Raw genomic sequence first — 14,278 nt, forward strand, 5'->3', positions numbered from 1 at the left:
ATCAGTAGGTTTTGGTGTAAGCGAGGATCAGGTCGTTGCGGAAATCGCTGTCTGGGTTGTTTGGCTTCTGTAACACAGCAGTCTCCACAAACGCCCGCATATACACATTGATGGTGCGGTCGTTCACTTCCAGGATAATGTCCGGAGAAATATCCGCATGCAGGATCGGCGGCAACTGATTCTGCGGCACATGATGCAGAATCACCTTGTCTTTGAAGATGGCTTCGAGATCGACCAGGGCATGGTGCGGCTGGCCGTCCTTGGAGCGCCACGTCACCTCCGCAGGAGGCGGGAAATGTGGAAAGTTGCGGATGCCGATCGTATGGGCAGTCAAATTACCAGGATAGATATCTCCAAGAGAGGCGGAAGATATCTGCTTTACGTCTTCGGGATCGTGGGCCTCGTATCTGTCGTTGTAGAGTACCTTACAGCCATAAGTGTCAAAGCATAGTGCGCCGAACGTATGCGTACTGAACGGTATCGGCTTACTGGTATCGATATGCACGGTGTTATGGGCATCGACGGGAATATTGCCGATCAGGTGGATGCCGGGCGGGAGATTGGTCGGAGCGTTGGTCGGCGTGTTCATGCGCGAACATCCAGTCAGAGAGTGGGCGAAGACGGCGGTCAGCAGCAGGGGGAGCGCTGCACGGGACGGCGTGACAAACGGAGGTCGCACAGCCATGGAGCATCCTATGGGAAGGCAGAGAAACAGCCTACTACCCAGGGCGTGATCGCGATAGCGAGGTGCCGGCTTGGCGCTGCTCAGGCGGCACGCGGGATGAGCGACCATCATGGCTCCGCGTCCGGCATGCGCAGCATGCGCGTAGGTGGCAGCCGATGGACATCAGGGAACTGACTTTCGTGGCGTCAGAATTTCCCTACAGCGTCAGCGGTGTCAACAACAACCTCAAACTGACCCACCACCTTGAACGCTGACCAGCAACTTAGAGTTGACCCACCTCGATGGGTTCCGCAGTTTGGCGGGATGCAATGATGCCTGTGTTGTATTGGCGGCGTCACGTTCGATCTACCTGCATGCAGACAGGTAGCAACGTCATGAAAAGCCCATCCGCACCGTGGCGACACGATGCCTGAGGGGGTAGTTCGGGCAAGCTGATGGCGTTCATTGATCCCAGGTCTGCATGCCATCAATCGAGTTGTCCAGTTTTATTGAAGGGAGTACCCCATCGCACTGATGATGCAATGACGCCTTGGAAATCGTGCAGTTCCACCTGTTGCAAGTCGTACACGTAGCCGCCACCGTCCGGGCCGATGTTCGACTTGGCTCGCGCCAGGAACCGCTTGGCCGCCTCGCCGTCTCTCGCTTGGGTTATGGCCGTCACCATGACCAACCGGGCCAATGCACCAAAAGCCAGCGACCCGGTAATGCGCTCCACTGGCTCACGGCCCGCCGTGCCCTTGGTGAAGTGGGTGATACCCAACAGGGCACAGCGTTGGTTCTGGGCAAGATCGACCAGCGGTTGCAATCCACGACGTACCTCGGCGTTTTGTGCGAGTCGCCGGCTACGGCAAAGACGATTGGGTCGATGACCAACAGCCGCACGCCCCTCGCCCCCTTGCTGAAAGACCGCCGTAAACCACAATCACCCTGTTTTGGTAAGCAGTGGAATCACGTTCGACCCCGTGCGCAGACCATCCAGGTAGTCCGCCCACTTCTGCATCATCTTGCGGCGCTCGGCTAGATGTGCCGTGCGATTGTAGGCGCGGCCGTTCGCATCTTTCACGGCGTGGGCTAATTGATGCTCAATGTAATCGGGCCGGAATCCCAACACTTCGTCCAGCACAGTACGCGCCAGTGCCCGGAAGCCGTGACCGGTCATCGTCTCCCCGTCAAAGCCCATATAACGCAGCGCGGCATTGACCGCGTTCTCGCTCATCGGCCGCCCCTTTCCACGCACACTGGGGAACACATATTGCCCTCGCCCGGTAAGCGGGTGCAGCTCGCGCAGAATCGCCACCGCCTGCACGGACAGCGGCACGATATGCGGTTGCTTCGTCTTGCTGGCAATGTAGCGCCACTCCGCAGCGCCCAGGTCGATATCGGTCCAAAGGGCTTGCCGAAGCTCGCCAGGGCGAACGAATGTCAGCGAAGCCATCTGTAGAGCGGCCTGCACGACAGGCGTTCCCTGGTAGCTGTACAGCGCGCGCAGCAACTCGGCCACCTTGCTTAGATCGTCGCGCCCTTTCTGCGGATCGTAAACCGTGGCGAAGTTCCGACCCTCCGGCTGCGCCAACGCGCCCATCAGGTCTGCGGCGGGGTTGTAGTTGGTGGGCACTCGGCCTGTGGCGGCGGCGTACTTGAACACCTGACCGGCCAGCATCCGCGCGCGGTGCGCCGTCTCCACAGCCCCACGCGCCTCGATTTTCCGTAGCGCCGCCAGCAACTCCGGAGAAGTCACCTCGGCGATGGGACGCTCGCCGATGTACGGAGCCAGATCCTTGTCCAGCAGGCGGCGCTCCCGGACAGCGGAACCGATTGCTAACTCCTTCGCACGCTGGGCCAGTAGCTCGGCGGCCACCGCGGCAAACGTGTTAGCTGCGTGCACCCTCGCCGCCGCTTGCTGTGCTCTGCGCTGCCCGCTGGGGTCAATCCCCTTCGCCAGCAGCTCTCGCCCCTGCCGGACCAGCTCGCGAGCCTCCGCCAGCTTCACTGCAGGGAAGGCACCCAGACCGATGGTGTTCTGTTTGCCCGTCACAGGTCGACGGTAATCCCAGCGCCAGAGCTTGGCTCCATCAGGATTTACCAGCAGCAACAGCCCACCCCCATCGCGCAACTTGTACGGCTTCGCCTGCGACTTGGCATTCTGAACTTGGGACGGGGACAGCGGGGCAATTCGCTTGGGCATCTTGGCGGCATCCGTTTGGCGGTACGAACCAAGGAAGGCCGCCGCATACCGCCAACCCTACCGCCAAACTTGCGTGATATCCAGTGAGGCTCCGGGAGCTTGCAGGGCATTAGAGAAAGGGAAATGCCGAAAATACGCGACTCTCGGTAACTTCCGGGATATTCCGGCAAGTCTGTATGGTGGGCCGTGATGGATTCGAACCATCGACCAAAAGATTAAAAGTCTTCTGCTCTACCAACTGAGCTAACGGCCCAAAACAACGCCCCGGCATTGCGCCGGGGTACGTAGTCTACCTCAGTACGGAGCGTTTCGCGAAATCAAACGTAACGAGTCGGATCGGGGATACCAGCATCGGCGAAACCGGCGGCACGCAAGCGACAAGCATCGCAATGACCGCAGGCGCGACCGGCGGCGTCGGCGCGGTAGCACGAAACGGTCAGACCGAAGTCCACGCCCAGACGCACACCTTCGCGCACGATGTCGGCCTTGCTCATCTGCTGCAGCGGTGCATGCACGCGCAGCCCTGCGCCCTCCACACCAGCCTTTGTGGCGATGTTGGCAAGGGTTTGGAAGGCATCGATGAATTCCGGACGGCAGTCGGGATAGCCGGAGTAGTCCACCGCATTGACGCCGCAGAAGATGTCCGCCGCGCCCAACACCTCGGCCCAGCCCAATGCGACGGACAGCATGATGGTATTGCGCGCGGGCACATAGGTCACCGGGATACCCACGCCACCGGCATCCGGCACCTCGATGTCGTCAGTCAGAGCGGAGCCACCGATACTGCGCAGATCGATGTTAACGGTCTTGTGCGCCACCACATTCAGGGCGCTCGCCACGCGTGCGGCCGCGTCCAGTTCCGAGCTGTGGCGTTGACCATAGCGCACGCTCAACGCATGCACGGCATAGCCCTGGGCGCGGGCGATGGCGACGACGACGGCGGAATCCATGCCGCCGGAAAGAAGGACAACTGCGTTTTTCATGGGCACGCGGATCCGGGGGAAAAGAAGGAATGCCTGAACACGCGAACGGATACAGATGCACCACCAGCAAACACTGGCCCACGAACAAAGAGCCACCCAAGTCGGCTCACCGCCCCGGCTCGTCGTTCCACAGCAACTTGTGCAACTGCATCTGGAAGCGGACCGGCAGGCGATCGGCGACGATCCAGTCGGCCAGCTCGCGTGCGTCCAAGTCGCTCTTGCTCGGCGAGAACCACACCATGCAACGCGCCTGCAGTTGATGCTCGGCAACCAGCGCACATGCCCATTCGTAGTCGGCACGACCGCATAGCACGAACTTGATTTGGTCGCGTGCGGTCAGCAACGGCAGATTCTCCCAACGGTTGCGGTGCGCTTCCTGAGAAGCTGGGGTCTTGATGTCGAGCACGCGCGAAACGCGCGGATCGACCTCGGCGATGTCCAGCGCGCCGGACGTCTCCAGCGACACGTCGTAGCCGGCATCGCACAGGCTCTGCAACAACTGCAGACAGCGCTTCTGCGCCAATGGCTCGCCGCCGGTGACGCAGACATGGCGCACGCCGTGACGCGCCACTTCGGCTAGGATCGCATCGATGTCCCACCACTGTCCGCCATGAAAGGCGTAAGCGGTGTCGCAGTAGCTGCAGCGTAACGGGCAACCGGTCAGGCGCACGAACACGGTCGGCCAGCCGGCGCTGTCGGCTTCGCCCTGAAGCGACAGGAAGATTTCCCTCAACTTCAGTCGTGGCAGTGGGCTTTGGACGATCTCGCTGGGAACGGCGGCCATGGCAGCATCAAAGGTGCTCCCGCGACGGTGGCGGCAGCGTCGGAAGTGATCAGCGCAACTGCTGACCGATACGAATCGACTGCAAACGATCCTGCGCGGTACGCGCGGCATCGGAGCCGGGATATTTGCCGATCACCTGTTGCAGGGTCTGCTCGGCATCATGCACACGACCTTCGCCGTACTGCGCAAGGCCCAGCTTGAGCATCGCGCCAGCGGCCTTGTCGTGCGTCGGATAACGGCCGATCAGATCGCGAAACTGAGCCTCGGCCAGATCGAAATTCTTGGTGGCGTAATAGCTCTCGCCCAGCCAGTAAAGGGCGTTGGGCGCATAGACGCCGTTGGGATACTTCTGCAGAAAATTCTGAAACAGGTTGGCCGAATCGGCATATTTACCGGCCTTCAACGCATCGAAGGCGAGGTTGTAGTTGGTGCGCTCATCGCCAGTGGCGGCCAGTATGCCGGCATCGCCATGCACCGATGGCGGCGACTCGGAGATACTCGCCGGCTTGGTCGCCGGCGCGACCGAAGGCGCCGCCGCATTGGCCGGAGGCGATGACGGACTGGCACCAGCCCCCTTCTCGACCTGGTTCAAGCGGCCATCCAGATCCAGGTACTGGTCCTTGGTCTGCTGCTTGAGTTGGTCGTTTTCGTGTTGCAGTTGTTCGATCGTGGACTGCATCGACTGCATCTGCGTCCGCAGCTGGTTGAGCTGGTTCAGCATGTCGGTGTTGCCCTGGGAATTCATCGCCTGCTGCTCGAGCGCGGAGACGCGGTCGGCCAAGCTTGCACGTTGCGCATGAACCGGCGCGGCGACCACCAGGGTCGCCGCGACGATCATCGATGTCAGAACACCGATACGCATGTCTTACTGCGCCGTGTAGACGATCTCGACGCGACGGTTCTGCGACCAGCAGGACTCGTTCGACTCGGTGCAGACCGGACGCTCTTCGCCGTAGCTCACCACGGTCAGCTGGGCAGCGGAACCACCATTGGCCTGCAGCGCGGACGACACGGAGTTGGCACGACGCTCGCCCAGACCCATGTTGTATTCGCGCGAGCCGCGCTCGTCGGTGTTGCCCTGCAAGGTGATGCGCGAGGACGGACGGTCACGCAGGTACTTGGCATGGCAAGCCATGATCGCCTGGAACTCCGGCTTCACGGTGTCCTTGTCCAGATCGAAGTAGACCACACGCTGGCGCAGGCAAGCATCGGTATTCAGATCGCCCGGGCCGTACAGGCCAGAGGTCGACGGACCCGACGGGGTGGTGCTCCCGGTGGTACCGGTGGTGTCGGTCTGCGGGTGTTCCTTGACCTTCTTCGAGCAGCCAGCCAGGGCTGCGACGGACAACAGAGAAACAAGCAGAACGCGGGTGGTCTTGTTCATGGCGATACCTTGATGGCTCCTGGGCCGATAGGGGGTTCAACAGCGGAATCTTAACATCAATCTTACATGTCAACGCGCGGTGCGATACGGCGACCAAGACGGTTCACGTACATCGCCATCGGCCAGGACCAAACGTTGGCGGACGCGCGCGTCAGCCGAGACCGCGTACAGCACTCCGCGAGTCCCTTCACGTGCCGCATACAGCACCATGCTGGCATTGGGAGCAAAGCTCGGCGACTCGTCCAGCGACCCGGTGGACAAGGTGCTCCAACGCGGCGACCCGAGGCTGCGGTCCATCATCGCGATCTTGTAACTGTTGCCGCTGCCCTGGGCCACGGCGATCTTTTTGCCGTCGTAGGACACGCTGGCGGTGGCGTTGTAATTGCCTTGGAATGTGATTCGCGTGGCGCTACCGCCGGTCACCGGCACTTGATAAATCTGCGGGCGGCCGCCGCGGTCGGAGGTGAAATAGATGCTATTGCCATCCGGTGCCCAAGTCGGCTCGGTATCGATGCCGAAGTTATTGGTCAACTGGGTCAATTGCTTGCTACCCAGATCCATGACGTAGATCTCCGGGTTGCCGCTGCGCGACAGTGCCAGGGCCAGCTTTCTGCCGTCCGGGGAGAACGACGGTGCACCATTGATACCACGGAAGCTGGACACCAACTGACGCGCACCCGTGGCGATGTCCTGGATATAGATCGAGGAATTGCCGTGTTCGAAGCTGACGTAGGCCAGTTTCTTGCCGTCCGGGCTCCAGTTCGGCGATAGCAGCGGCTCGGCCGAGCGCACGATGGTCTGCGGGTTGTAGCCATCCGAATCGGCCACCATCAGCGCATAGCGCATCGCTCCGCCCTTGCCGCTGGCGGTGACGTAGGCGATGCGGGTCCAGAACGCACCACGCACGCCGGTGATCTTTTCGTAGATCGCATCGGCCATTTGATGCGCGACATCGCGCATCGCATTGGCGCGAGCGGTCATCGCCAGGCCGAGGATACGCTCGCCTTTGGCCACGTCGAACAGTTCGTATTCGACACGGTAGGCACCCTCGCCCGCGTCCAGCACGCGACCGACCACCAGATAGTCCTGCTTGAGCGCACGCCAGGTGGCGTACTGCACATCGCTACCGCGGGTCGGGCGTTCGACCATCTGCGACTCAGGCAGGTCGCGGAATTGACCGGAGCGGTCGAGGTCGGCACGCACCACCGCCGCCACGTCGGTGGAAGGGGCGGCGGCCGAGCCTTGATACGGCATCGGCACGACAGCAATCGGGGTCGCCGACGCATTACCGCCCACAATATCGATTTCCAACCCCTTGTCCTGGGCGGAGGCAGTCAGGGGCAGCAACAGGGCAGTCAGAACGGCAAACCAGCGCGGCAATTTCTTCATAGGTCGCTCAGCGGGGATCGGAAAGGGGCAAGAGATAGCAATGCGCAGGTGAATGTATTCGCAATCATGAACCATCGATGTGTGAAGCCAATGGCAGCAGATGGCGCAGTTTCGCTAATCAGGCGCGATACTGAACGCCGCTAGCCGCCTACGCGCGCGTAGGCACAGCGGCGTCCGCTCAACGATCCTGCGCGGTGAAGTTGAAGGTCAAATCGCGCGCGAACACCGATTCAAACCCGTGATATGGCAGTGGCTGAGCGCGCAGCACCGCCGCCTCGATCGAGCGCCGGCCGGCCTCGTCGTAGGGGCAGTCGGGACTGACCTTGGCCTCGATTACTTGTCCACCCACAATCTGCCGGATCGCGATCTTGCACTTCTGCCCCAGCGGCACCGAATCCGGGCGTACCCACTGGCTCAACACCGCCTGTTGAATCGCGGCAGCATACTTGGCCTGCAAATCGGTGTTGTTGCCGTTCTGGCCCGGCGCCGCTTGCGGAGTGTTGGTGGCCGCCGCAGCAGCTTGCTTGGCGCTCAGGTCGGCGATCTGGCGCAGCTTCTGCTGGGTCAGTTGCGCTTCGCGGTCGAGCTTCTCGCGCTGTTTGCGGATCTCGGCGATCTTCTGCTGGCGCTGCTCCTCCTGCTGCGCCGCCAGACGCTGCTTCTGCTCGGCCTCCTGCTGCCGTTTCTGCTCGGTCAGATCGATCTGCTCCTGACGGCGTTTGGCCTCCTGCTCCTGCTTCTCTTTTTCTTGGGATATCGCGGCACGGGTGGCGCGCTCCTGGTCCACCTTGTCCGGAACCGGGATGAAATCCTGCGCCTTCTGCTGCTGTGGCGTCGGTGCCTGCTGCGGTTTCGGCACGGGAACCGGCTGCGGCGGCGGCACGGTGTCTTCTTCGGCCACCTGCTTGACCGGCTCCGGTAGCGGCTCCGGCAATGGCTTGGGCGCGTCCTGCACGGCTTTCTGCGCCGAGCGCACGTCCGACGCCGAAACCACCAGCGCGGCCTCCACCATCGGCGAGCCAGCCGCCGGCTCCACCTCGCGTACCGGCGACCACCACCAGGCAAGGAAAAACAGCAGCGCGATCAGTACGTGCACCGCCAGGGCCAAGGCGATGCCGAAGATCAGACCATCACCGTCGTCCTGGAGACGCGGCGGTCGGGAATCGACGTCAGCGTGCATTGTGTCCCGGCTGACTCATCAGACCGACCTTGGGAACGCCCGCCTGCTGCAACAGGACCATGGTGTCCATGACCAACTGGTAGTTGGAGCTGCCGGGCGCGGCAACGAACACCGGCACGTTCTTATTCTGGCCGATGAATGCACGCACTTTCGCCTGCAACTCCTCCTTGGCGAGCTTCTCCGGTTTACCGTCCTGCAGGGTCAAGGTGTACTTGCCATCGGCATCGACGGTGACGATGACCGGGTCTTTCTTGCTTTCCACCGAGCGTGCGGTGGAATCGGGCAGATCCACGTCCACGCTCAGACTGAGCAAGGGCGCGGTGACCATGAAGATGATCAGCAACACCAGCATCACGTCGATGTACGGCACGACGTTGATCTCGGATTTGAGTTTGCGGCGCTTGCGGCGAGAGATGGCGGCAGTCATGCGGAAATCCTGTGAGTCGTGGACACGCGGGCGATGCTCAGTCGCCGGTGGCCTGGCGCTGCAGGATCGAGCTGAACTCCTCTGAGAAGGTCTCAAAGCGCACGGCCAGACGCTCGACGCGGGTAGTGAAGCGGTTGTACGCCCACACCGCCGGGATCGCCACGAACAAACCGATTGCGGTCGCGAACAACGCCTCGGAAATACCCGGCGCCACCGCCGCGATACCTGCCTGCTGGCCGCTGTTGATCATGTCGTGCATGGTCACCATGATGCCGAACACGGTGCCGACCAAGCCCACGTAGGGCGCGGTGGAACCGATATTGGCAAGCAGTTCCAGATTGCGCTCCAAACGATCCACTTCGCGCGCATAGGTGGCGCGCATCGCCCGCTGCGCACCTTCCAACTGGATCCGGGCATCGAGATGACGCTTATCGCGCAGGCGGGCGAATTCGCGAAACCCCGCTTCGAAGATTGCCTCCAGGCCGCCGATCACGCGATTGCGGTCGGTCGCGCCAGCGTAGAGTTTGCTCAGGTCGGCACCGGACCAGAAGCGGTTCTCGAACGCATCAGCCTCGCGATTGGCTTGTTTGAACACCCGCCCCTTGCGAAAGATGATGACCCAACTGATCAGCGAGCCGAGCAGCAGCAGCAGCACGATCACCTTGACCGGCAAACTGGCCTTGACCATCAGGTCCAGGTAGTTGATGCCGCCGTGAGCGGCAGTACTGGCGACGGCCTGCGCGGCGGTCTGGGTCACGTCCTGCGGCAGGGTCTCCACCACTGTGTCCTGCAGGGCCAGAAGCAATGCAATCATCCGTCGTTCCTCAGTGATTCGGCTTGAGTGATTTGAATAACGTTCAATGCGGCGTACAACACATCGTCGATGCCGCGAGGACGGAAGCTGCCAGCGCCCAGCGCCGCCACCTTCACCTGCGCATGCAACAACAATTCGCCGTCGCGGTGAATCGACTGGGCGAACAGCAGGCTGGCACGCTTGCATTGCGACAACGCGACACCCACTTGCAGGGAATCGTCCAGGCGAGCCGGACGCAAGAAGTCGAGCTGCATCGCGCGCACCGCGAACACCAGATCGTGCTCCAGGCGCAAACGCTCCTGACCGTATCCCAACGCGCGCAGCCATTCCGTGCGCGCACGTTCCAGAAAGGCAACGTAGCGCGCGTGGTAGACCACACCACCGGCGTCGGTATCTTCCCAGTAGACGCGTGTCGGCCAACTGAATAGAGGGCGGGACTCGGGGCCAGCGATACGGGATTCGGTGGTCATGAGCGGTTCCTGGTCGAGGGTGAAGCGCCGATGGCGGTGTTCATCGCAGTCCTCGCTCGCATCAGGACAACTCCCCTAAGTCCCGAGCCTCGGTGCCCGGGTCCCGCTTGGGCTGCATGCCCAGATGCAGATACGCCTTGTTGGTGGCCATCCGCCCACGCGCGGTGCGGATCAGGTAGCCCTGTTGGATCAAATAAGGCTCGATCACGTCCTCCAGAGTGCCACGCTCCTCCGACAGCGAAGCGGCCAGCGACTCGACTCCAACCGGACCACCGTCGAAATAGTCGATGATCGTGCGCAGCAGGCGCCGGTCCAGTTCGTCGAAGCCTTCGGCATCCACCTTGAGCATCTGCGTGGCCGCCTGCGCAACCGCCAGGTCGATGTGCCCGCCAGCGCGCACCTGGGCAAAGTCGCGCACCCGCCGCAGCAGGCGATTGGCGATGCGCGGGGTGCCACGCGCGCGCCGCGCGATCTCGGCACAGCCATCGGCGTCGCACGCAATCCCGAGGATGCCGGCGGAACGGCGCACGATCCGCGCCAGCTCTTCCGGCGTGTAGAACGCCAGACGTTGCACGATACCGAAACGATCACGCAGCGGCGCGGTCAGCAGACCCGCGCGCGTGGTGGCGCCAATCAGCGTGAACGGCGGCAGGTCGATCTTGATCGAGCGCGCGGCAGGTCCCTCGCCGATCATGATGTCGATCTGGAAGTCCTCCATCGCCGGATACAGCACCTCTTCGACCACCGGCGACAAACGGTGGATCTCGTCAACGAACAACACATCGTGCGGCTGCAGATTGGTCAGCAGCGCGGCCAGATCGCCGGCTTTTTCGATGACTGGGCCGGAGGTCACCCGCAGGTTGACACCCAGCTCATTGGCGATGACGTGACTGAGCGTGGTCTTGCCCAAACCGGGCGGCCCGAAGATCAGCACGTGATCCAACGCCTCGCCGCGTGCCTTCGCCGCTTCGATGTAGATCGACAATTGCTCGCGCACCGGCTGCTGGCCGAGATAATCGTCCAGCCGTTTGGGTCGGATGCTGGCCTCGACCGCCTCGTCCTCGCCGGTGGCGTTGCTGCCGATGATGCGCTCCATCAGCGGCACTCGCGACGTGGACCATGGTCGCTGACACAGGCTCCGCCCATCGGGCAGATCATCAACGAACGAACGGTGGCAAGGGCGCGGATCGGCATGCGTCTATTGTAGGCAAGGAGTGCGTGCGCTGCCGCGTTTTCGCATCCCACGCCCAGCCCACTCAGATCTCCACCTGCGCACCCAACTCCACCAGCCGATTACCGGGGATACGGAAGAAACCCGTGGCGGGGGCGGCGTTGCGGTGCATGAGCGCAAAGAGCTTGTCGCGCCAGATGGGCATGCCGCGATTGGCGCTGGCAACGATCGTCTCGCGACTGGCGAAGTAGGTGGTATCCATCGGGTCGAAGTACGTCCCGCCCTGGTCGCAGGAACGCATCAGCGCCAGCGGCACATCCGGGGTCTCCATGAAGCCGAAGCGCACATAGACACGGTAGAACTCGTCACCGATGGCATCCATCTTCAACCGCTGCTTGGCGGCCGCATATGGCACCGGCAGTGTCTCCACGGTTAGGAACACGTTGCGCTCGTGCAGCACCTTGTTGTGCTTGAGGTTGTGCATCAGTGCATGCGGCACCACCATCGGGTCGGCGGTGAGGAACACTGCAGTTCCCGGCACACGCACCGGTGGCGCCAGCATCAACCCGGGCAGGAAGGTATCGAGCTTGATGCCGTCCTTGCGAATTTCGTCATGCAGCAGCTTGCGGCCGCGACGCCAGGTGCGCATCAGGGTGAACAGGATCAGGCCGAGCAACAGCGGGAACCAGGCGCCGTCCATGAACTTGATGATGTTGGCGTAGAAAAACGCGCCGTCCACTGTCAAAAACACCAACGCGAACAGCCACAACAAGGGTGCAGGCATACGCGGATTGGCGCGCGCATAGATGATCATCAGTACCGTCGTGATCAACATGGTGCCGATCACAGACACGCCGTAGGCCGTGGCCAGCGACGCCGAGTCGCCGAAACCGATCACCGCCACCACCACCAATGCCAGCAGGCACCAGTTCACCGCCGGCACGTAGATCTGGCCGATGGTGGAATCGGAGGTGTGGCGAATGTGCATGCGCGGGATGTAGCCCAACTGCATGGCCTGGCTGGCGACCGAATAGGCACCAGTAATCAGGGCCTGCGAAGCGATCACCGTCGCCGCTGTGGCCAGCACGATCATCGGATACAGCGCCCACGCCGGCACGGCCTCGTAAAACGGATTATTGACGGCGGCGGGGTGGCGCAACATCAATGCACCCTGCCCGAGATAGGTCAGGGTGAGCATCGGCAACACCACGAACTGCCAGGAGCGTCGGATCGCCTTGGCACCGAAATGCCCCATGTCCGCGTAAAGCGCTTCGCCACCGGTGACCGCGAGCACCACCGCACCGAGGACGAACACCGCATGCCAATTATGTTCGGCGAAGAAACGCATGCCCCACCACGGATTGAGCGCGTACAGCACTTCCGGCGCCTGCACCAGGTTGTAGACGCCGATCGCGCCCAACGCCACGAACCAGACCAGGGTAATCGGGCCGAACGCCTTACCCACGCGCTCGGTACCGAAGCGCTGCCCAAGAAACAGCACCACCAGCACCAGCAAGGTGATCGGCACGACGAACGGCTGCAGGCGCGGCGCGGCCACTTGCAGGCCCTCCACCGCTGATAGCACCGAAATCGCCGGGGTAATCACACCATCGCCGAAAAACAGCGACGCGCCGAAGATTCCGAGAATACCCACGACGTACATCGAGCGCGAACCGGCAGGCAACGTGCGCTGCGCCAGCGCGGTCAACGCCATGATGCCGCCCTCGCCGTCGTTGTCGGCGCGCATAATCACCGTGACGTACTTGAGCGTGACCACCAGCATCAACGCCCAGAACACCAGCGAGAGAATGCCCAACACCGTGTTGTGATCTGGGCTGAGCCCATAGTGCGGCGAGAACGCCTCCTTGAGCGTGTACAGCGGGCTGGTGCCGATATCGCCGAACACCACGCCAATCGCCGTCAGCATCAGGCCGAAACCCGGTTTGGCATGTGAATCGTGACTCCCTGGGCGGGAGGTGGAACTTGGAGAGCTGGACATGGTCACAGAGTAACGCCAGGACGTGAAGAATACGCAGGGGGAGGCCGGAGCTGCCGACCGATCAGCGCAGCGCCGACTGCAAAGCCTTACGAATGACCATGGCAACCTCGTCGCCATCGGCAGCGGCATCGCGCGCCATCTTCGCCGCTTCGGCCGGTTTGTAGCCGAGCTGCTGCAGCGCCGACGTGGCCTCGGAGATCGCGTCGGCCCCCAGTTGCCCGGTGATCGGCACGCCGCCACTGAAGTCCGCCGCACGATCGCGCAGCTCCACCACCATTCGCTCGGCAGTCTTCTTGCCGATGCCCGGGATGCGGGTCAGTGCGGTGACATCGGCGGCGGTAATCAGCCGGCTGAACTCGTCCACGCTGACCCCGGACAGTACCGCCAAGGCGATCTTCGCGCCGATACCGGTGACCCGTTGCACATCACGAAACAGGCGCCGCTCGCTCTCGCGCAGGAAACCGTACAGCGCGACGCTATCCTCCTTTTGCGCATAGTGGGTAAACAGGATCACCTCGCGACCGACATCGGGCAGGTCGTAGAAGGTGCTCATTGGCGCCTCCAGTTCGTAGCCAACCCCACCAACGTCGATCACCAGCCATGGCGGCTGTTTGTAAGCGAGGATGCCGCGCAGACGACCGATCATCGCAGCCCCCCGACGCAATGCGCGAGGTGCGGACACAAATGCGCAACAGCCAACCGTGCGACAGGCAAGCATCGCAAGGCCAGCACCGCATCATGCGCACTCACACCGACCGAGCGGCACGCAGTACGCCTGCCCCCCATGCGTCCGATCCCGCGATGCTC

Annotated in this window: 15 protein-coding genes and 1 tRNA gene; all 16 read right to left on the reverse strand. The window is 62.4% G+C overall.

The window, feature by feature from the left end:
* Position 1: 1 nt before the first annotated feature.
* A complete protein-coding gene (locus XALGPE39_RS11195) occupies positions 2-589 on the reverse strand; it encodes a hypothetical protein (protein ID WP_045728248.1) in 588 nt (195 codons plus the stop codon).
* A gap of 562 nt (positions 590-1,151) precedes the next feature.
* Positions 1,152-1,490, reverse strand: coding sequence for a hypothetical protein (locus XALGPE39_RS11200; protein WP_152624891.1), 339 nt, complete (start codon positions 1,488-1,490; stop codon positions 1,152-1,154).
* Between the two features lie 117 nt (positions 1,491-1,607).
* Positions 1,608-2,870, reverse strand: a complete 1,263-nt coding sequence (locus tag XALGPE39_RS11205) for an integrase arm-type DNA-binding domain-containing protein (RefSeq protein WP_045728250.1) — start codon at positions 2,868-2,870, stop codon at positions 1,608-1,610.
* A 177-nt stretch (positions 2,871-3,047) separates the two neighbouring features.
* Positions 3,048-3,123, reverse strand: a tRNA-Lys gene (locus XALGPE39_RS11210).
* Positions 3,124-3,187: 64 nt separating this feature from the next.
* A complete protein-coding gene (gene queC, locus XALGPE39_RS11215; RefSeq protein ID WP_045728251.1) occupies positions 3,188-3,853 on the reverse strand; it encodes a 7-cyano-7-deazaguanine synthase QueC in 666 nt (221 codons plus the stop codon).
* A gap of 106 nt (positions 3,854-3,959) precedes the next feature.
* Positions 3,960-4,637, reverse strand: coding sequence for a 7-carboxy-7-deazaguanine synthase QueE (gene queE, locus XALGPE39_RS11220; RefSeq protein ID WP_045728252.1), 678 nt, complete (start codon positions 4,635-4,637; stop codon positions 3,960-3,962).
* Positions 4,638-4,686: 49 nt separating this feature from the next.
* The gene (ybgF, locus tag XALGPE39_RS11225) at positions 4,687-5,499 is read right to left on the reverse strand and encodes a tol-pal system protein YbgF (protein WP_045728253.1); all 813 of its coding nucleotides are present in this window, start codon (positions 5,497-5,499) and stop codon (positions 4,687-4,689) included.
* A gap of 3 nt (positions 5,500-5,502) precedes the next feature.
* Positions 5,503-6,021 carry a peptidoglycan-associated lipoprotein Pal gene (pal, locus tag XALGPE39_RS11230; RefSeq protein ID WP_045728254.1) on the reverse strand — a complete coding sequence of 173 codons (519 nt, stop codon included), beginning with the start codon at positions 6,019-6,021 and terminating at the stop codon, positions 5,503-5,505.
* A 69-nt stretch (positions 6,022-6,090) separates the two neighbouring features.
* Positions 6,091-7,410 carry a Tol-Pal system beta propeller repeat protein TolB gene (gene tolB / locus XALGPE39_RS11235; protein ID WP_045728255.1) on the reverse strand — a complete coding sequence of 440 codons (1,320 nt, stop codon included), beginning with the start codon at positions 7,408-7,410 and terminating at the stop codon, positions 6,091-6,093.
* A 178-nt stretch (positions 7,411-7,588) separates the two neighbouring features.
* Positions 7,589-8,590: a cell envelope integrity protein TolA gene (tolA, locus tag XALGPE39_RS11240; protein ID WP_045728256.1), complete on the reverse strand. Its 1,002-nt coding sequence runs from the start codon at positions 8,588-8,590 to the stop codon at positions 7,589-7,591.
* On the reverse strand, positions 8,580-9,017 hold the full coding sequence (tolR, locus tag XALGPE39_RS11245; RefSeq protein ID WP_045728257.1) for a protein TolR: 438 nt from the start codon (positions 9,015-9,017) through the stop codon (positions 8,580-8,582). Before tolR ends, tolA begins: the two co-directional genes overlap by 11 nt.
* Positions 9,018-9,054: 37 nt before the next feature.
* Positions 9,055-9,831 carry a protein TolQ gene (gene tolQ / locus XALGPE39_RS11250; protein ID WP_045728258.1) on the reverse strand — a complete coding sequence of 259 codons (777 nt, stop codon included), beginning with the start codon at positions 9,829-9,831 and terminating at the stop codon, positions 9,055-9,057.
* On the reverse strand, positions 9,828-10,301 hold the full coding sequence (ybgC, locus tag XALGPE39_RS11255; protein WP_045728259.1) for a tol-pal system-associated acyl-CoA thioesterase: 474 nt from the start codon (positions 10,299-10,301) through the stop codon (positions 9,828-9,830). The genes tolQ and ybgC overlap by 4 nt, the downstream gene beginning before the upstream one ends.
* A 61-nt stretch (positions 10,302-10,362) precedes the next feature.
* Positions 10,363-11,397 (reverse strand): Holliday junction branch migration DNA helicase RuvB, encoded by a 1,035-nt coding sequence (ruvB, locus tag XALGPE39_RS11260; RefSeq protein ID WP_045728260.1) that lies wholly within the window; start codon positions 11,395-11,397, stop codon positions 10,363-10,365.
* 160 nt (positions 11,398-11,557) lie between these two features.
* On the reverse strand, positions 11,558-13,399 hold the full coding sequence (locus XALGPE39_RS11265) for a potassium transporter Kup (RefSeq protein ID WP_235429904.1): 1,842 nt from the start codon (positions 13,397-13,399) through the stop codon (positions 11,558-11,560).
* A 133-nt stretch (positions 13,400-13,532) separates the two neighbouring features.
* The gene (gene ruvA / locus XALGPE39_RS11270) at positions 13,533-14,117 is read right to left on the reverse strand and encodes a Holliday junction branch migration protein RuvA (protein WP_045728262.1); all 585 of its coding nucleotides are present in this window, start codon (positions 14,115-14,117) and stop codon (positions 13,533-13,535) included.
* Positions 14,118-14,278 lie beyond the last annotated feature (161 nt).

Origin of the sequence: Xanthomonas sp. GPE 39, from assembly GCF_000963005.1 — a bacterium.
In the GTDB taxonomy this organism is placed as follows: Bacteria; Pseudomonadota; Gammaproteobacteria; order Xanthomonadales; family Xanthomonadaceae; genus Xanthomonas_A.